We start from the raw sequence: 17,446 nt of genomic DNA on the forward strand, positions 1-17,446 counted from the left end.
GTTTCATCATTGTGGTCTGTTTTTCAGCCCTATTAAATAGCTCTTTTTGTGGCTGGTTTGATCGCAAATTGCTGTAAGTGCGCTTAAATTGATAAACCTTTTGTATAAGTTCGTTTTATTGTTTTGATTTCAACAATTGCACTATAGCTTTGTAACCATTAAATTCTGCCAATGCCAAAGCTGTGTAACCACCGCGATTTTTTAGGTATAGATCAGCTTTAGCAATCACTAGCAATTGCACCGCTTGAAAGTCACCTCTTGAAGCTGCCCACATCAAAGCTGTAGCTTGAGACCCATCTTGTAAATTTACATCGGTCTTTGGTGCTAATATCTGCATTACTTCTAGGCGATCGCACTCTGCGGCTTTAATTAAAGCCGTCTTGCCATCTTGAGCTTGGAGGTTAGGATCGGCTCCAAAATAGAGTAACGTCTGTACAGTAGCGCGATTTCCTTGGGCGGCGGCGATGTTTAACAGGGGTTCGTCTAGAGCTTCGCCCTGATTAGCTCCGTGACTCAACAGCGCGGCAACAATTTCGCTGTGACCTTGCAACACCGCTAGGAGTAAAGGTGAATCGCCTAGCTGATTGGTTAATAAGGGATTAGCACCACGCTCTAGTAAAATTTGTGCAACTTCAAGATAGCCTTCAACGGCGGCAAGATGTAGGGCTGTATCCCCATTAATGTCTTGGGCATTGATGTCAGCACCGCTAAGGATTAAGACCATCGCCAGGGAGCTATAACCCCCTGCTACTGCCACCATTAGAGCCGTTTCCTGGGCTGCGTTTTTTAGGTTTACATCTGCTCCATGCTCTAGCAATATTTGGACAATTTCTAAATTGCCCAAGTCGCAACTATGTATTAAAGCTGTTTCTCCGTCACTATCGGTAAGATTAGCATCGGCTCCCTTAGTCAACAATAATGTCACTACCGAGGAAGACGAGACAGCTTGCATCAAAGCTGTTCTTCCCTCTAAGTTCTGATTATTTACGGCGGCTCCATACTCCAACAATACCTGTACTATTGGGCTGTGACCTTGGGCGGAAGCAAGCATTAAAGCTGTTTCGCCATTTTTAGTCGAGTTTATAGCCGCACCCGCTACTAGCAGCGATCGCGCTATTTCAGTATGACCTTGCTGAACAGCTACGATTAGAGCTGTATCCTCGTCTTGATCTTTGATTTCAATATCTGCCCCAGCACCTAAAAGCAGCCCCAAAACTTCAAGATCGTTTTTTAACGCCGCAACCATTAACGCTGTACTACCATCGTCATTTTGAGCATTGACCTCCGCCCCGTGACGGATCAAAATTTGGGCAACGTCAATTTGATGATTTGCCGCCGCTAACATTAAAGCCGTGATGCCGAATTTACGGCGGGCGTTGAGGTCTGCTCCACTCTCAATTAGCAGGCGGACAATTTCGTTATAGCCAGCAATAGTGGCATACATTAAAGCCGTAGTGCGACTTTTTGTTGAAACATTAACATCTGTACCCGCCGTTATTAGCGCCTGTACTTGCTGAATATCTCCACTTTTTGCCGCTTTAATCAACAAAACATCCTGATTATAAGCCATCGCCTATTTAGCACCCTGCCAGATTAATGCTAAAAATTATACTTGATAGCTTCCTATCTATTATCAGTTTCGGGCTTATTTGCCCAAGGAGTTGTCTGGAGGAAAAAATTTAACCAACATTGGTCAATTGTTTCGCCTTCAAGGGTTAAAATCAAAAACCAAAAAGTCACTACGGAGAAATCTTGAGGTTTCTATCCCAGCAATGGCTTTAATTATTACCAATCTTCCACCAGATAGATTTAGAACTAAGTATAAAAAGACAAAATAGTGTTTATAAATCTTCATAAAAATATTATGTCCTGCAATCAAAAGTGCGATGGGAGATGAGCGCTTAGAATTATTTGCCGACTTAGCAAGTAATTCATTCCGGCAATCTCTACCGCCTCTAGTTTCAAAACTGCCCCTAGCTCAATGCGAAATCTGCGTCATTGTCCCCGTTCGGAATGAAGCGGAAACTTTAGAAGCCACTCTTAAAGCCCTAACCTACCAAATTGACTTGAAGGGAAAGAAACTCGACTGGCAGCGCTACGAAGTTATTTTATTAGCAAATAACTGTAGCGATAATTCCGCAGAGGTTGCCCGTTGTTTTGCTAGGTTGCACCCCGAATTAGTTTTGCACGTAGTCGAATTAACTTTACCTCCGGCAGAGGCTTACATTGGCAGAGTACGGCAAATTTTGATGGATGAGGCTTATCGCCGTTTGATTTATTTGGGGCGTGAGCAAGGCATAATTGCTTCAACAGATGGCGATTCGCAAGTTACACCAACTTGGATTGCGGCTAACACCGCCGAAATTGCGGCGGGTGCGGATGCAGTAGGTGGAAGAATTTATACAACCAAGAGCGATCGCGCTACTTTAAATCCTTACGCCAAAGCTTGTTATTTGCGCGAGGTGGGGTATCGATCGCTGATTGCCGAATTAGAAGATTACATTGACCCCGACAAGTGTGATCGCTTTCCGCGCCATTATCAACATTATGGAGCCAGCCTCGCTGTAACTGCCCAGATGTACAACCGAGCAGGAGGCTTACCCGCCGTCCGTACGCCGGAAGATGTAGCTTTTTATCAGGCTCTATTGCGGGTAAATGCGCGTTTTCGTCATAGTCCTTTAGTAAAAGTAGTGACTTCGGCAAGGCAAACTGGACGCGCCGCTTTGGGGTTGTCAAATCAATTAAATGAATGGGCATTGATGGGCATTGATGAGCAGCCTTATTTAGTAGAACCTGCAAAGGCAATCGCGCTTCGGTTGCAAGTACGTCACCAATTGCGAATACTTTGGGCGGGAATTTTGGACGGGTATCAGCCGGATATTACTCCTATCGCTGCCGATTTGGGCATAAATGTGCAGTGGTTAGCACAAGCATTGACCAAACCTTATACTTTTGGATTATTGTTTGAAAAGATTGAGCAACGTCAGCAACAAGAAGGGATTTGGACGCAACGTTGGCAAAAGGTAGAGATTAGACAAGCGATCGCCCAATTAAGACTGTACCTTGATAAGCTGCGTAAACAGGGCGATCGCGCGATCGCCCTTAAGTTGCCTAGTTATTCAGTGGGGAGTTTGATTAATTTACAGATTGAACCTGTAAAGCCTAGGGAGTGTCAAAGTACAATCAATACTAAATCGTCAATTTGTTAGGTGTCTGCAATGACGGCAATTACTCTTAACCTCAAGCCTTTTGTAGAACTAAGTGATGACCAGTTTTACCAACTATGCCTCAACCATCGGGAATTAAAATTTGAACGTACAGCCGCCGGGGAGTTGGTAATTATGTCACCAGTGGGAGGCGTTGGAGGAAGCCGAGAGGCTGACTTAATAGCCGATTTAGTGTATTGGAACAGGCATTCACAACTCGGCGGTAAGGTTTTTAGTTCTTCAACTTGCTTTAAACTCCCCGATGGTAGCGATCGCTCTCCCGATGCAGCCTGGATTACCAAAGAAAATTGGAATCGACTTACAACAGAGCAGCAGCATAAATTTCCGCCAATTTGTCCTGATTTTGTAATTGAGTTGCGCTCAAAAAGTGATGCGATCGCACCATTACAGCAAAAAATGCAGGAGTATATTAATAATGGTTTGCGTTTGGGGTGGTTAATTAATCCTCAAGACCGACAAGTGGAAATATGTACAGCTAATCAATCTAAGCGGGTTATAGACTGTCCCCAACAGATTGATGGAGCGGATATTTTGCCAGGTTTTGTACTTAATCTCTCGTTTTTGTGGGACTAAAAATGTCAATTTAGAAGCAAGTTAAACAACTCTCCTACTGTAAGCTTAAAATCTTGGGCAAATTCAGGTACTGGTAAACGTACATCTAACCCGTCAAAAACTGTTGTTCGTCTATCTGGTAAATAAACAAACACCGATTGCTCTTGAGGATCTATCAACCAACCCATTTGAGTTTGGTAATTGAGACAATGGAGAATATTTTTAGTAACTTTCGTTTGACTTTGATCGGGGGAAAGAATTTCTATTGTCCAATCTGGAGGCTTAGTAAAAATATTAGCAACTCTACCACTTTCCTGACGGGGAATTTGCTGCCAAGTAAATACGGAAATATCTGGGATAATCGAGCGACTTCCAAAAGTACAACGAAGTTCTGTAAAAGCTCGTGCAATCTGCTTTGGCCTAGTTACAGCATTAATTGCCGTTGCTAACTCGGTTTGAATCGCGCTATGTTCTCCTTGAGGCATTGGTTTCGGTACAATTTGCCCATTAATATATTCGCTGGCGGGTTCTGTTTCTTGTAATTGCAGAAACTCGTCTAAAGTTAAGGTTTTAGTCTGTATTTGTACCATTTCGTCCTATACTCGCTCAAATAAATCGAGCCGATATTGTTCTTCTTTTTGCCCTAATAAATGCCGTAATTTAGTAGGAGCAAGTTCAAAAAACGAGTCGTGAACTTCATCGCCACTTAAAGGATAATCACAAGCGTAGAGCGTCCAATGAACTAAAAGCAAATGTCCGCCCAGTTCTAAATGTTCTAATATTAACTGTTGGGCTTTTTTCAAGTCTTGCCAACTCCAGTAATAGCCAACCTCCGAAACTAGCGTTAAATCGAACATTTGAGCGGGGAATTGCTCTGGTACAGACATAATCTCAAAACTTACTTGAGTTAAATTCTGACAGCGCTCGATTGCTTGCTGTTGGGCTAATTTTGATACGTCAATAGAGAGCAAAGCGTCGCAACGCTGGGCGAGTTTCTGAGTTAATACACCAATAGATCCGCCAATTTCAAAAGCCGAGCGATAGTGTTTTTTAGGTAAAGCGGCAACTGTGGCAGCATATTTGTTAGCTTCGTACTCGCTACTCTCAAATTTCCAAGGGTCTGGATCGCTACTATAAAGTTTGTCAAAGTAGCTAGGAGGTAAAGAGTTAGGTTGCGATTCGTTCATCATATTCCTCTAAATACACTTCTACAGGGCGGTTAAAATTTGCTAACATTTCCGGTGTTAGTCGAAACCCCTGGGGGTCATCATCAATTAAATTAGTAATTTGAGAACGATAGGATGCGATCGCCTGTTGTTTCAATTCCACCACCGAACTAATATCTAATTGCCAGCTAGTAAGCTTGTTATTATCCCAGTTTGTACTTTGGGAGTCATCCCAATCCCAGATGGGATACTCTAGCAAACGTGGAGTCATATTTAAGCTAGTTAAAGCCTTACTAACTAACTGAAAACTGGCACGATGATCGGGGTGAGGATCGTAGCGCAGAGGTAAAAATACAATTTCTGGGGTAATTTGCGCTAAATAGCTACTAATATCGGCATTTTGGCTAGAAACAGAGCCGTCTTGTAAACGGAGAAACTTAATCGCCGTTGCTTCAACTCCCAATATTGCTAAAGCTGAGATTGTCTCACTTTCGCGTAGTTCTTGCAGCGCTAGGCGCGGATATTTTCGGGAATTGGGATGAGATAATGTACCGTCGCTAATTACCAGTACGCGCACATCACAGCCTATAGAGCGTAACAAGGCGATCGCTCCTCCACAGCCTAAAGTCTCATCATCGGGGTGGGGTGCAACAATTAGCGCCTTAGCAACAGCAATTTCTGCTACTGCAATCAATGGTAATTCTGGACTTGTTAAGAGAAGTCGGGCAACCATAGGGAATTAACCGGGGTAGTTTCTGTGATGGCGTACTTACCAGCGCTTCCCAAGGCTGCATCAAAAGCAGGTTGGCGCAGATATAAACTTAAATCGCGGATAATGCGCTCCATCGGATAAGGAGGTAGTAAGCCACGAGTACCAACAATTCGTTCGCATAATTGCATCGCATCCATACAAATTTGCTCAATCGCTGTTCGTACCATATTGGTATAAGCTACTAACTTTTCTACTTGGGGATGGTCAATATTAGGATAGCCGCCAAAAATCGGTGCGTAGAGCGCAACTAAGTCCGCCGCACCCCGTAGCCAAAGATTCCCGCTTTCAATTGCGATCGCCATTTTACCAATTCGGGCTTGTTGATGCGCGTCTTCCGTCCTATTTAGCTCGTGCAAATACTGCCGCGTCGCGTCAAATAATGCCTCTGCTCCCCCCAACTGCACGGCGGCAAATCTAATTACTCCCGCCGTCAACCAAGGTTGCCGATAATAATCTCCTGGTTTACCAATCAACCACTTAGCATCTAATTCTACGCCGCTAAAATCTACTTTATAACTAGCCGTTGCCCGCATTCCCATCGGTTGCCACCACGCCGGATCGCTAACTGTCGCTACTTCTTCCATCGGCACAATACACATTTGCCACGTGCCATCACTCAGCGCTCCATTGACAAAAGGGCGCTCGACGTATCCGGAGCCGGAAGCAAAGGTTTTCGAGCCTTCTAGCCTGTATCGTCCATCGCTGAGAGGGATAATTTTTACACCGTCTTCCGCTTCCGCATTCCATACCCCAAAGATTTTTTGGTCGCGCGCATCTGCTGCTAATTCCTCAATTTGTTCTTTTGTCCCAAAACTCTGCACCAGTTGTAAGGCGTTAACGTGTCCTTCATAAATCCGTCCTACCGCTAAATTACCGCTCCCGATTTGCTTAAGCAACATCAGCGTTTCGTAAATGGTACTTGCGTCTATTCCTGCACCCCATCCACCTAAATGTTGTTGCAGTGGCGCGTCTAGCAAGCCACCATTAGCAATTAATTCAAATTCCTGCACTGGAAAAGCGCCTAGGCGATCAATAAACGCAGCATTATTTGCACAATAAGCCGCTATTTCTTTAGCTTTAGCTAGGTGGCTAATAGCTGTACAGCTAACTTTTGACTTCGTGCTATACAATTGAGTGTTGATAGTTCCCCCTTCTGAAACAGCCTTGACAGTACTGCTAAGAATAATGACTTAATAGTCTGCTTTAACACCTCTACCTTCTGCGTGATTTGACGGCTCAGTTGAGTTTTTAGCAGATTTTGCCTTCATCTACTTGTATTTATTTTTTTGCTGTAACTACATAGCCTGTAGTAAGTCACAAATTTAGGCTTTTAGCAGCTAAACCTCCTTGCAGCCTCAGTCCATCATAAATTTGCTATAAAAAGTGCCGATTTTTACAATGAGCAATAATTAAATCAATAATTATATTAAGCTGACTTTTTTCCGTAGTTTACCGGATTCCCTGCTACTTGTAGAATAGATAAGCTTAATTAGCAATCAAATTTTTTATTATCAAAACATGAATTTACCAACAACTTTCGATTTTGAAGACGATAAATTTAACGCTCCACCATCGCAAGTCATTCCTTGGTGTCAACTGATTAATCCCAGGTATGATAACGGTGAAATGCAACCCTATGGATTAGCGATTAAAGTAGACAATGCTGAAGCTGTGGGTTTTACTCCCGATTCAAACTGGCGAGAAGTTGATTATGCTTTTAGCACGGGAGAAATTCAACAACTATTTATTACTAATACACCACGATTAGTTATTATTCGCCGGGGGCCATTGTCGCTAAAAAACCGCGAAACTGGAGAAAAAATTGGTACACTTAAAGACCATTACGATGCTTTTTTAACAGACAAAATTAAATTTAAAACCTACACGCGCCACCTAATTTATTTAGTTGATAGCAACAAAAAATTTCTGCATAAGTCTCCCTTGCAGTTAACAGTAAATGGTGCAGCCGGAGCAAGTTTTAGCAAGGCTTATTACGATTACAATAAGCAAAATAGAGAGTTAACTGGATTTTTGGGCGAATTAGAAAAAGCTTACGCTCAGTATCGTCAACAACCAGTTTCCGCCAAAAGTGGTTTGTTTTACGCTCACGGAATTTTTTGCCCAATAATTGCTTCTGAAGAAAGAGGAAGCGGCGAAAATACGGCTTTAGTTGCGACGACTACAGACTATGAACAGCCTACGGTTGATACTTTAAGTAAATACTTAATTGCGGCTGATGTGGAGGAGTCGCAGATAATTACTCAGGCTTTTGAAGAACATAAAGAGTTTGGTAAAGAAAACATTAAAGTTGAACCTCCTAAAATGGCGATCGCCACCGCTTCTAATTCGTATACTTACGCTGATGACGATGAATTTGATTCTCCACCCTATTAAGCAACGTAGTTAGCTGTTAGTTTTTGCTCGGCTAAGAAAAACAATTACAGCCTGGAATTATTGCTAATTTCAGGCTGCTTATAAAAAATTAAGGCTTTTTCACTTCAGGAGTAAGTAATATAGGTGACCTCTACTACCTGTGACTCCCGCGCGATCGCCTGCAAGTTTGCCCGTACCCATAAAATAATCTACTCGTCCCGCGCCTTTAATGGCACTACCTGCGTCTTGATCCAAAACGTAACGGCTAACATTGCGATACTGCATTGTTGTGGGGGAATTATTTTTAAATAGCGCTGTAGAATACTCCGCAAAAGGCAAGCTAGTATGAATCAGTGCTAAAGCCCCTGGCGGCATTAAAGCCTTATCGGTGGCAATTGAGCGCTCGGCGGTTACAGGTATGCCCAAGCTTCCTGTAGCTGGCGCTCCGTAAGTTTTGCGAAAAAATACAAAGCTGCGGTTGCGAGGTAAATAACTGCTTAATTCCCAAGGTTTTTGCGTAAAATAATTAATCATTACAGGTAAAGTTAGCCCTGGAAGCGGCAATTTGCCATCTTTGGCTAATTCCTTGCCAATACTGGTGTAAGGATAATCAGTTTTAGCCGCATACCCAATACTCATTTGAGTTCCATCAGTGAGATTAAACCTAGCCGAGCCTTGAATTTGAGCTAAAAAAGCTTCTAAGCGATCGCTTAACCAAACTAATTCTAAGCCCTTGAGCTTGCTTTTTACCCCCAATAAACCGTCCCGCCCTTCTAACTGAGCGCGAGTAGGATGAGGCTTAGACCACTTTTTAAAGTTGCTAGGCATTTGATACAACGGAAACCGATACTTCTCCGTTTTGAAGCGACTAGCCTCGTACATTGGCTCGTAATAGGCAGTAAATAAGACTTCTCCTTTACCATTTCTACCCGTCGAACGATAAAAAACAAAATCCCGTTTTACCGCCTGCTGAAGATCGGCGGGGGTTTTGGCTGTAATTACCAATTTGCGGAAGTGGACTAAACTGCGCCGGACGCGATCCCGGGTAATGCCACTAGCGCTATATTTGCGGTAAGCTTTCAACGCGCCAGGGGAATTGACATAACGCAAACTGCTATCGACAGATTTTAGTACCTCTTTCCAGTCACCTTCAACACCGTTTTCACCCCATATTTGCTCGTCTAGTCCCAAATTGTCATTTTGCGTCTGTTGATGAGCTTTTGTGGCTTGCAGTACACCAGCATTTGCGGGAATAGGCGCAAGAGCAATCGCTATCCCTACCGAGGTCAGTAAGCTAATTATTCTTTTCATTAATTACTAATATCTTTCTACGCTAGAACTAAACACTGGTTCTACTCGAATTGCCACAATTTTAGATGGACGCACCACCATGTACTCTCCCTGGACGTTTTTAATCGGTACGCTAATAAATTCACTGGAAGCTGACTTAGGCACAAGTTCGCTACTGTACCATTTTTGAAATTCCTGGATATTACTAAAACGTATTTCTTCCCGGTGTCCACCTTCAATCATTAGGTGTACGACGTACTCGTTAGGAGTTCTGGGCATAGAATCGAGCTACCTTAATTAGTGACGACGAACTGTTATTCAAGGGTAAGTTTACCTAAAAAATGAATGGTTTAACCCCAGTCGAGGTTAGCCAAACAAGTAAATACTAGAGGCGATCGCGCACATGACAATCAATTAACCACGATTAACGCAAATTTTGCAACCGCAGATATAATTTTTTGGTCAGACAACCTCTCTCTAAGCTAAGACGTTCGTTTAGCTAATAATTGTGCCTGAGTTTGCATCGGTTGGAGCTTTTGGGGGAGAGGCGAAACTCTGCGGTCGCGCTCTGTAAATCTTTGAGAAGTCAGATAAAGGTAAAAGTAAAACCCTTAATTTAACTTTTTTAACGATTTTTACTGGTTTAGCAACACAAGATCGATATTTGTGTTAACTTCTTAAATGAAGATTACATTCGGTTGTGCAGTTTATTTTTATCTATAACGATAAGTCTCTCTCCGAATCTAACTCTCATCAACCTATGATTCCAGAGAGCTCTTATGTCAATTTACGTCGGTAATCTATCCTATGAAGTAGGACAAGATGACCTCAAACAAGTTTTCGCTGAATACGGAACTGTCAATCGCGTTCAAGTTCCCACAGACCGGGAAACTGGCAGAGCGCGAGGCTTCGCTTTTGTAGAGATGGGTACAGAAGCAGAAGAAACAGCAGCAATTGAAGCTCTCGATGGCGCTGAGTGGATGGGTCGGGCATTAAAAGTCAATAAAGCCAAGCCCAAAGAAGATAGAGGCGGTTCGTCAGGTGGTAGACAAGGTAATAATAGTGGTGGATATTCTCGCCGTTAATAAGCGGCTTGATTTTGAAGCATTTAGATTAACTACTAAAAATAGTTAAGCCAAACCTACATCTAGTACGATAATATTTAACTGAAAATTTCAGTTGTTTAAAGCAGGCTCCTAGTCTGCTTTTTGTGTATTAGTAAGCAGCTTTTTTAAACAAGTTTTACCAGTTTAGAACTTAGCTCCCACAACTGCTTGGCTTTGCGATCGTCGCTGGCTTCGTTAGAAATTTCTTGAACAAAGGATTGGCGATCTTTTTGTTGACGATTTCCCCAACTCCAATAAACACCAGAACGATTGTATTGTGGTTCGGCTACTACTTCTGCCACTCGTTCTCCTGCCAACTCCTCCGACACATAACCGCCAGTGATATTTTTTTGAAAAAGCGGGAAAAGTTTTTGAAATAAAGGATAATGATTGCGAAAAAGTCCTGTAGTTGCTACACAGCCAGGATAGAGACAACTAAAAATAATCCCTGTAGACTCGTGATAGCGCCGATGTAATTCGCGCATAGTCAAAACATTACAGAGTTTGCTATCTTTGTAAGCTTTACCGGGTTTAAACTTTTTGCCGTCAATCATAGCGATGGGAGCCATGAATCCCGCCTCAAAACCCTGAAGCTCTCCCAAGTCTGGAGGCGCAGGAATGGGAATTTTGCCGCCTAATTCTTTGGGGTTAGCCGTCACTGTACCTAAAATAATTAGTCTTGGCGCTGGTGCGGGGGAATTTTGTAGATCCTCTAACAGCAGGTTACATAACAAAAAGTGTCCTAGGTGGTTAGTAGCAACACTCAACTCGTAGCCGTCGGCGCTCCGCAAGGGTTCTTTCAATAAAGGCAAGTAAACCGCCGCATTACAGACCAAAGCGTTTAAACTTTTACCACTAGCTCTAAAGTTTTGTACAAATTGACGCACGCTTGCTAAATCAGCCAAATCGAGCAGCATGATGGTGTAGTTTTCTTTGGGCATTTCTAAGGCGGTGGCGGCGGCTTGGGATTTTGCTAAATCTCGACAAGCCATGACTACATCCCATCCCGTTTGAGCGAGAGCTTTGGCAGCTTGTAAGCCGACACCGGAAGAAGCTCCGGTAATAACAACTGTTGACTTTTGGTTTTGTTCCATTATGTTTAAACTCTATAGACTGCCGTTGATTGTCTTATTGACGCTCGAAAAATGCCCAGTCTATATATTACCTACAACGAGTTGGTCTTTTATCGAGCCACAGGATAGGTAAACAATTATATTTATTTTTTGTACTAAATCAAAAGTTAGGCAACTAAACAGAAAATTAATATTTTAATGCTAGGAAATAGCTTTAGCAGCACAATTTAGAGAATTTCCTCCTCTGGGGTTTGTTTTAGAGCATAAAGTGCGATCGCCAAACCAATCTTTGCTTGTTGAATTTCTGATAATTTTGTCCATTGTTCAGGAGTGATATTTAGCTGAGCGGCGGTAGCAGTATCCAAATTACCACGCATTGCATTAGCATAGGGACGGGCTAGAACTAGCAAATCTTCCTCTAAACAGTTTGGGACTAGCTCTTGAACACACTGTACTAATTGTGCGCCTAGAGATTTTTGGCTATCAATCATTTGACTTGCTTGCCGCGAAATCGTTGCTAACCACTCTTGAGGAACGTATTGCGCAAATTGTGCAGACAACTTAGCTTGCAAGTGGGGAGTCTGTAGAACTGGGGCTTTCGCCTGCCAAAGGTTATCTAGTTGACTTAAAAAACCGGGAGCCGTGGCGATTAGTTCTTGTTCTAGCCAAGGGTCTGATGCTAATTGTTGTTCAGCTTCGCTAAAGTAAGCTTCGGCGGCTAAAGTGGTGGTATCCCAAGGATAAATTTCCTCTTTTGGCTCCATTAGTAATGATAATATTTCTAGTGCCATTGAGGACAGAGGGTTGTTCGTCGGTTCGTTTGTCATGTTGTAACTCCTAATACATTCAAGCCTTAAAAATATCCTAAGAATAGATACAGCGATGACGCGGCTATTTCCGTAACAGAATCAGAATTCTTAAGGCAGATATTTAATAAATTTTTGGTTCCTCAATACTTACCTCTAAGCAAATGTTTAGTAATTATGCAATTATGTGTAAATAATATTACTGATAATAAAAAATTAACTTGCTTAGGTTTCTACAATGAATTCAAAAGTTTCCCCTTGAGAGCAACCAAATTTTATCTGCATTCCTGATCGCAAAGGCACTTCTTGGCGATGGATATTTTGCCAGCCGTCGCGATCAAAAATCAATGTGCCGAAACGAGAATTATCACTAATAAAGTAAGTTGGGATAGTTTTACCGTCCTTTTTTTCATTGCGGCAAAAGATTTTGGCGTGTTGTTTGCTAATCCAAGGTTCTTCAATAGCAATGTCATTATTTGCGTTGATACGACCTAACAGCGCAAACCCAGTTTGCAACGACCAAACTTTTTCGGGGACACTAAGACTCCGCAAAGAAGCTTTAGGGGATCTCGATCTAATTCCTGACAGCGAATTTTCTGGTAGTTGGGTTACTTCTTCTTGCGCCGGGCGGACAAGTTCGCCGTCAAATTCTGGATGCAAGTAGAGAATAGGTAGCGTCCACGCTGGGTAGTTAAACTTGTAAAGAGTTAGTAGTTGCTGCCTAGCGATCGCACAGGCTCGGTCGATGGAATGCCTAGCCGCTAAAGCTTGAGCAAAAGTTTGAATAAAAGTTAAGGCTTCTTCATCGGTAATTTGGTCACGCATCCCCAAAACTGCGGGTACGCCATGATGAATTAATACTTCTGCCAAAGAACTATTTTGCAGCGCTTGGCGATTGATAGTTGCTGGTTGCGCCAACCAACAGGCATTAAATACGCACAATTTTACTTGGCAGCGAGTTAATACTTGCGCGAGTTCTGTGCCGTTAATAGTTCGATCTGGTCGTAAGTATATGATGCCGCCGTCAGGAGCGCTAAGTCCATGACCAGCGTAAAAAAAGACGTTGTAATTTTTAGTTTCTAGCTGAGTGATTAGTTGCTCTAAAGTGGGTTGCAATAGAGTATCTACATCGCATACCCCTACCCCCTTGCTAGGGTCGTTGTCACTTGTGAGCGCTTTTACTAAAATATCAGCTTCTTTTTCTAGATGCAAATATTGAGTAGAGTCGCTTAATTTACTTGGGGCGGGAAGATTTGCTCCGATTACCAATAAAACTTTTAGATTTTGACTAACGGGTAACGGTTGTAGCGACTCAACGTTATTGGTGGTGCGACTAAATAAAATATGTGGCGACAGTGAAATCGATGGTTTACCAGGAAAAGATTGCATAACTTCCCAAGGTAAAGCAATCAAATCGGGATCGCGAATATCTAGACGCAACCTTAGAGGTTTATCTTTGCCGTTAGCGATGCCAATACTGTGTTCTAAAGTATTGAGAATAGAGCCTTGAAATAGCCAATTCCATAGATTAAGGCCCAAGTCTTGCATTAACCGACCCGTGTAATTATTACGTCCATTACCTGGGGCGACTGATGCTAAGGGGGGTAGAGTTTCTATTAAAGGAGTGAAAGTATTATCGATTAATCGGTCGAGGGCGAACACTTCTTGCCATGCTTGCCAGGAACCTGTAAGTTCTGGCGACCAAAAACAGTTGTGGGGAATCGGCCCGGCAATAAAGGGAGCTTTTACGACCCAAATAACAAAGCTTTGGTTGCCAGTATTAGAGAGACGAGCGATCGCCAAGTTTAGGCATGGATCAGATACAGCCATTAGTACCCATTAGAGTTAAACTGGCATTTATAAACATTTTTTCTTAGTTTAACGAGTTTTTCTGTAATTTTCTCAGAGCATATTTGTAAAGTATTTTCTTAACAACGAGTAAAAAAAGTCAATAAATTTAATTTAACCAATTTAGTCAGAAATAGCAGGGTAAAATCTTGTAGTTAATAAAAATTGAATAATTAAAGCTAATTTATGAAATTTCCTTGGACATCATCACCAACTCAAGCTAGACGAATTAAACAGGAATTAGCAAGACCAGAGGAAAATTTATCCTTTGAACTGGGAAAAGCTGTTAAGGAATTACCACCCATTTACACCCGCGTACTTTCAGGAACTATTAGCGCCCTGTTGGTAGCAATAATTGCCTGGGCGCATTTTAGTAAAATTGATGAAGTGGCGGTAGCGGCGGGGGATTTGATTCCGTCCGTACAAGTGCGCCCAGTGAGATCGGTACAGGAAGGCAAAGTAAGTTCTGTCAAAGTTAGAGAAGGCGATCGCGTTACTCTAGGGCAAGTTTTAGTTCAGCTAGATTCAAAACTATCGCAAACCGAGATCGACAACCTCGAAAAGTCCGCTCGGTTAATTCGGGAAGATTTAGCTCGATTAGAAGCTGAACGTACTGGAAGCAAGAATACAGGAACTTATCTTCAAGATCAGCTTTTAGCCGCACGTTTGCAAGAATTTGATAACAAGCGAGATAGCGCCACCGCCGAAGCGAATAAACAAATTGCCACTATTGACGAAGCCAAAATTCGGCTGGCTCGTCTGCAAGAGAATTTGCTCAATGCCAAAACTACTTTAATGGATGCTCGTCTGATCTTTGGTAATGCTCAAAGCAGCCTCCGCAATGCCCAAGTCAAAGAAAAAGGACTACGCACTCTTGTATCGCCGGAAAATGGGGCCATACCAAGGGTTGATTATTTAGACGCTCAAAACCGCGTAATTCAAGCTCAATCGGAAGTTACCAAAGCCAAAGACGGAATTATTAAAGCTCAAGACACCTTTGTTTCTACCAAAAAAGAAATTGCCGGACAATTGCAAAAAATTCGCCAAGCCGAACAAGGCTACCAAGTGGCGCTACAAGAAGCTAATCGGGTAAGCTCCGAACGTCAAAGCGGCATATTGGCAGAACTAAATAAGCGTCGGGAAGAATTAACCACAACGGAAGGAAAATTAAAACAAGCGCGATCGCAAAAGGATCAATCAACCATTACAGCGCCCGTTAATGGCACAGTGTACGGCATTAAAGTTACGACCGGAGGCGGAACGGTACAAACTGGAGAGGAGTTGCTGTCAATTCTTCCTGATGGCGAGGAAATACTGCTCGAAGTTAAGCTGCTCAACCGAGATGTTGGTTTTATTTCTCAAGGGATGAAAGCAAAGGTAAAAATGGCAGCTTTTCCTTATCAAGAGTTTGGCTCTGTAGAAGGTACGGTAGTGCAAATTAGTCCTAATGCTATTAGTGATGAAGACTTGGGTTTAGTTTTTCCTACCCGAATTAAGCTCAACAAAAACATTATTCAAGTTCGCGGTCGCAATGTCCAACTAGCTCCGGGGATGTCTGGTACAGGGGAGATTATCACACGCGAGAAATCTATTTTGACCTTTATGATCGAGCCAATTGCCCGACGAGTGAATGAAGGCTTTTCCGTGCGGTAAGCCCTCATTTACTGGGTAATTTTTGATATTATTTTAGTCCTAACCAAACCTCTAAGCCACCTTTGGGATTATCGGTATAAACCCATTCTTCGTTTTGTTTAACGGCAACTCTAAGCCCAAAGGGGTTAGTTGTGCCAATAAACAGTCCGTAGTCCGTAGAAACAAGATTTCTCACGCCAATGTTGTAAAAATTACCAAAGCCATGACGATTTACAGGCAACCAATTTTCTCCATCTCGACTGCGCCACAATTCAAACCCGCTTTGATGTTTGACAATGTTATCAATGCCAACTTCTTCCACCAATCGCCGCAACTTGCCCGTTTTTTGCTGGTCAAACTTACACCAACTCAACATCAAGCTAATAATGTTGCAAGTACCCAAGTACAACCAATCTTGGTGAGTTTTCATGCACCAAAAATAACCGTTAAAAAAGTTGCCAAATCCAGCTTAAAAACCACTAATCGGTCGCTTTTTCCCTTCAGGAGTGTTTCTAGTCATTCCTACTACTAGCTCAGTGCGATCGTCTGGAAAAATTCTAATTAATTCTCCCGCCGCAGGGCCGATGCGATTGGCAATATCGTGACCGCCGTTTTGAATCCCCGTACCCACATAAAGCGCGTTGCTAAAAACCTTCATAGTTAAGGCAATTTGATTTAGCGCTCCGCGTCCTGCTCCTTGGTCGATAACTTTTGTCCATTGGTAAGGAGGATTCCCCTGACAATTGCTGCGCCAAACTTGAAAGCCTTGAGAGTTTAAATTCCCTGCATAAAGTTCGTCATTAAAAGCACAAAGGGTAAATACTCCTTCATTTTCAACGTCGCCAAACCCGCCAATACTTGCGGCAAACCATTGACCAGAGGCGGGATCTCGACTTTTGTAAATAATTGGTATTCCTGATATATTTGGCTGACCCCCTCTAGTGCTAGTGGGATCAGTAAATAATCTACCCTTAAAAGGAACCAGTAACCTAGTGCTAGTAATAGGTAAACCAAGAATGCCGTAATCAGATACGGCGATGAAATTTTCGCCATCAAGCGATCGCAATATTACAGGCTCCGGTGCGCGCCCTGGAGCCATCGCAGCGACGTACAAAGCAGGCGCAGGGTTAGATTCTCCTTGAAACACTGTTATAGCTTGGTAGCCCATTTCCTTAGCTACTAATTCTCCTTCGCTCCCCATTACCATCGGTGCAAAAGAAACTTGCTGCCAATTTTTACCTGTAGGTTCGTAGCGCCAAATTTGCGCCCGTCTATCTAGTTGATATAATCCTTCGATATCGTCCGGGCATTCTACGGGCCAAGTAGCTAGATTCCATTCGTCGGCAAAGGTTTGTAGCTTAATTAAACATAAGTTATAACGAGTAGTTCCGGCATACAAATGATTGTTGAACCAAGTCATTGAATGGGCATAGCGATTGTGACCATCTCCAAAACCGTTTTCGCTTATTTAGGAAAAATCAGCAAATTTTAAACCGGGATTTGGTGCTGGCTCAAAGGGGCGTTGTCTTGGTACAGTAGTCATAATTAAAAGTTAAACATAAGTTGGAAACTACATTTATTTAAGAGTGCGTGGCACAATA

General features: G+C 42.6%; 17 protein-coding genes. 5 read left to right on the forward strand and 12 right to left on the reverse strand.

Going from position 1 to position 17,446, the window contains the following annotated elements; translation table 11 throughout:
- Positions 1 to 115: 115 nt before the first annotated feature.
- Positions 116 to 1,570, reverse strand: coding sequence for an ankyrin repeat domain-containing protein (locus C7B70_RS12985; protein WP_106369461.1), 1,455 nt, complete (start codon positions 1,568 to 1,570; stop codon positions 116 to 118).
- 316 nt (positions 1,571 to 1,886) lie between these two features.
- Between C7B70_RS12985 and C7B70_RS12990 the strand changes: the two genes are divergently transcribed.
- Both C7B70_RS12990 and C7B70_RS12995 read left to right on the forward strand, forming a co-directional pair.
- Positions 1,887 to 3,209, forward strand: coding sequence for a glycosyltransferase family 2 protein (locus C7B70_RS12990; protein ID WP_106369462.1), 1,323 nt, complete (start codon positions 1,887 to 1,889; stop codon positions 3,207 to 3,209).
- A 9-nt stretch (positions 3,210 to 3,218) separates the two neighbouring features.
- The gene (locus C7B70_RS12995) at positions 3,219 to 3,800 is read left to right on the forward strand and encodes a Uma2 family endonuclease (RefSeq protein WP_106369463.1); all 582 of its coding nucleotides are present in this window, start codon (positions 3,219 to 3,221) and stop codon (positions 3,798 to 3,800) included.
- Positions 3,801 to 3,805: 5 nt separating this feature from the next.
- Here C7B70_RS12995 and C7B70_RS13000 read toward each other — a convergent pair whose 3' ends face one another.
- From C7B70_RS13000 to C7B70_RS13015, 4 genes are read right to left on the reverse strand one after another with little or no spacing between them, the layout of a single operon-like run.
- Entirely contained in the window at positions 3,806 to 4,369 is a 564-nt protein-coding gene (locus C7B70_RS13000) for a Uma2 family endonuclease (protein ID WP_106369464.1), read from the reverse strand.
- Positions 4,370 to 4,375: 6 nt separating this feature from the next.
- Positions 4,376 to 4,969, reverse strand: coding sequence for an SAM-dependent methyltransferase (locus C7B70_RS13005; protein ID WP_233220919.1), 594 nt, complete (start codon positions 4,967 to 4,969; stop codon positions 4,376 to 4,378).
- Positions 4,947 to 5,678, reverse strand: a complete 732-nt coding sequence (locus tag C7B70_RS13010) for a PIG-L deacetylase family protein (protein WP_106369466.1) — start codon at positions 5,676 to 5,678, stop codon at positions 4,947 to 4,949. The genes C7B70_RS13005 and C7B70_RS13010 overlap by 23 nt, the downstream gene beginning before the upstream one ends.
- A complete protein-coding gene (locus C7B70_RS13015; RefSeq protein WP_106369467.1) occupies positions 5,657 to 6,847 on the reverse strand; it encodes an acyl-CoA dehydrogenase family protein in 1,191 nt (396 codons plus the stop codon). The genes C7B70_RS13010 and C7B70_RS13015 overlap by 22 nt, the downstream gene beginning before the upstream one ends.
- Positions 6,848 to 7,235: 388 nt before the next feature.
- On the opposite strand from C7B70_RS13015, the gene C7B70_RS13020 reads away from it, so the two are divergent.
- Positions 7,236 to 8,111 carry a DUF5895 domain-containing protein gene (locus C7B70_RS13020; protein WP_106369468.1) on the forward strand — a complete coding sequence of 292 codons (876 nt, stop codon included), beginning with the start codon at positions 7,236 to 7,238 and terminating at the stop codon, positions 8,109 to 8,111.
- A 99-nt stretch (positions 8,112 to 8,210) separates the two neighbouring features.
- Here the strand turns inward: C7B70_RS13020 and C7B70_RS13025 are convergent, their stop codons facing one another.
- Both C7B70_RS13025 and C7B70_RS13030 read right to left on the reverse strand, forming a co-directional pair.
- Positions 8,211 to 9,401, reverse strand: coding sequence for a murein transglycosylase A (locus tag C7B70_RS13025; protein WP_106369469.1), 1,191 nt, complete (start codon positions 9,399 to 9,401; stop codon positions 8,211 to 8,213).
- A gap of 6 nt (positions 9,402 to 9,407) precedes the next feature.
- Positions 9,408 to 9,659, reverse strand: a complete 252-nt coding sequence (locus tag C7B70_RS13030) for a hypothetical protein (RefSeq protein WP_106369470.1) — start codon at positions 9,657 to 9,659, stop codon at positions 9,408 to 9,410.
- A 500-nt stretch (positions 9,660 to 10,159) separates the two neighbouring features.
- On the opposite strand from C7B70_RS13030, the gene C7B70_RS13035 reads away from it, so the two are divergent.
- A complete protein-coding gene (locus tag C7B70_RS13035) occupies positions 10,160 to 10,465 on the forward strand; it encodes an RNA-binding protein (RefSeq protein ID WP_106369471.1) in 306 nt (101 codons plus the stop codon).
- 146 nt (positions 10,466 to 10,611) lie between these two features.
- Here the strand turns inward: C7B70_RS13035 and C7B70_RS13040 are convergent, their stop codons facing one another.
- From C7B70_RS13040 to C7B70_RS13050, 3 genes are all read right to left on the reverse strand, one after another.
- Entirely contained in the window at positions 10,612 to 11,580 is a 969-nt protein-coding gene (locus C7B70_RS13040) for a protochlorophyllide reductase (protein ID WP_106369472.1), read from the reverse strand.
- A gap of 206 nt (positions 11,581 to 11,786) precedes the next feature.
- A complete protein-coding gene (locus tag C7B70_RS13045; protein ID WP_146134039.1) occupies positions 11,787 to 12,386 on the reverse strand; it encodes a hypothetical protein in 600 nt (199 codons plus the stop codon).
- Positions 12,387 to 12,590: 204 nt separating this feature from the next.
- Positions 12,591 to 14,195 (reverse strand): CHAT domain-containing protein, encoded by a 1,605-nt coding sequence (locus tag C7B70_RS13050; RefSeq protein ID WP_106369474.1) that lies wholly within the window; start codon positions 14,193 to 14,195, stop codon positions 12,591 to 12,593.
- Between the two features lie 204 nt (positions 14,196 to 14,399).
- Between C7B70_RS13050 and C7B70_RS13055 the strand changes: the two genes are divergently transcribed.
- Complete coding sequence (locus C7B70_RS13055; protein ID WP_106369475.1) at positions 14,400 to 15,866, forward strand: HlyD family efflux transporter periplasmic adaptor subunit; 1,467 nt, start codon at positions 14,400 to 14,402, stop codon at positions 15,864 to 15,866.
- A gap of 28 nt (positions 15,867 to 15,894) precedes the next feature.
- Here the strand turns inward: C7B70_RS13055 and C7B70_RS27730 are convergent, their stop codons facing one another.
- Positions 15,895 to 16,275, reverse strand: a complete 381-nt coding sequence (locus C7B70_RS27730) for a hypothetical protein (protein WP_233220920.1) — start codon at positions 16,273 to 16,275, stop codon at positions 15,895 to 15,897.
- Positions 16,276 to 16,314: 39 nt separating this feature from the next.
- Positions 16,315 to 17,265, reverse strand: coding sequence for a hypothetical protein (locus tag C7B70_RS27735; protein ID WP_233220921.1), 951 nt, complete (start codon positions 17,263 to 17,265; stop codon positions 16,315 to 16,317).
- Positions 17,266 to 17,446 lie beyond the last annotated feature (181 nt).

Origin of the sequence: Chlorogloea sp. CCALA 695, assembly GCF_003003885.1 — a bacterium.
Lineage (GTDB): Bacteria > Cyanobacteriota > Cyanobacteriia > Cyanobacteriales > Chroococcidiopsidaceae > Aliterella.

Coding starts and splice junctions, on each gene's coding strand:
- C7B70_RS12985 (WP_106369461.1), bottom strand. CDS start 1,570: ATGGCTTATAATCAGGATGTTTTGTTGATTAAAGCGGCAAAAAGTGGA.
- C7B70_RS12990 (WP_106369462.1), top strand. CDS start 1,887: ATGGGAGATGAGCGCTTAGAATTATTTGCCGACTTAGCAAGTAATTCA.
- C7B70_RS12995 (WP_106369463.1), top strand. CDS start 3,219: ATGACGGCAATTACTCTTAACCTCAAGCCTTTTGTAGAACTAAGTGAT.
- C7B70_RS13000 (WP_106369464.1), bottom strand. CDS start 4,369: ATGGTACAAATACAGACTAAAACCTTAACTTTAGACGAGTTTCTGCAA.
- C7B70_RS13005 (WP_233220919.1), bottom strand. CDS start 4,969: ATGATGAACGAATCGCAACCTAACTCTTTACCTCCTAGCTACTTTGAC.
- C7B70_RS13010 (WP_106369466.1), bottom strand. CDS start 5,678: ATGGTTGCCCGACTTCTCTTAACAAGTCCAGAATTACCATTGATTGCA.
- C7B70_RS13020 (WP_106369468.1), top strand. CDS start 7,236: ATGAATTTACCAACAACTTTCGATTTTGAAGACGATAAATTTAACGCT.
- C7B70_RS13025 (WP_106369469.1), bottom strand. CDS start 9,401: ATGAAAAGAATAATTAGCTTACTGACCTCGGTAGGGATAGCGATTGCT.
- C7B70_RS13030 (WP_106369470.1), bottom strand. CDS start 9,659: ATGCCCAGAACTCCTAACGAGTACGTCGTACACCTAATGATTGAAGGT.
- C7B70_RS13035 (WP_106369471.1), top strand. CDS start 10,160: ATGTCAATTTACGTCGGTAATCTATCCTATGAAGTAGGACAAGATGAC.
- C7B70_RS13040 (WP_106369472.1), bottom strand. CDS start 11,580: ATGGAACAAAACCAAAAGTCAACAGTTGTTATTACCGGAGCTTCTTCC.
- C7B70_RS13045 (WP_146134039.1), bottom strand. CDS start 12,386: ATGACAAACGAACCGACGAACAACCCTCTGTCCTCAATGGCACTAGAA.
- C7B70_RS13050 (WP_106369474.1), bottom strand. CDS start 14,195: ATGGCTGTATCTGATCCATGCCTAAACTTGGCGATCGCTCGTCTCTCT.
- C7B70_RS13055 (WP_106369475.1), top strand. CDS start 14,400: ATGAAATTTCCTTGGACATCATCACCAACTCAAGCTAGACGAATTAAA.
- C7B70_RS27730 (WP_233220920.1), bottom strand. CDS start 16,275: ATGAAAACTCACCAAGATTGGTTGTACTTGGGTACTTGCAACATTATT.
- C7B70_RS27735 (WP_233220921.1), bottom strand. CDS start 17,265: ATGACTTGGTTCAACAATCATTTGTATGCCGGAACTACTCGTTATAAC.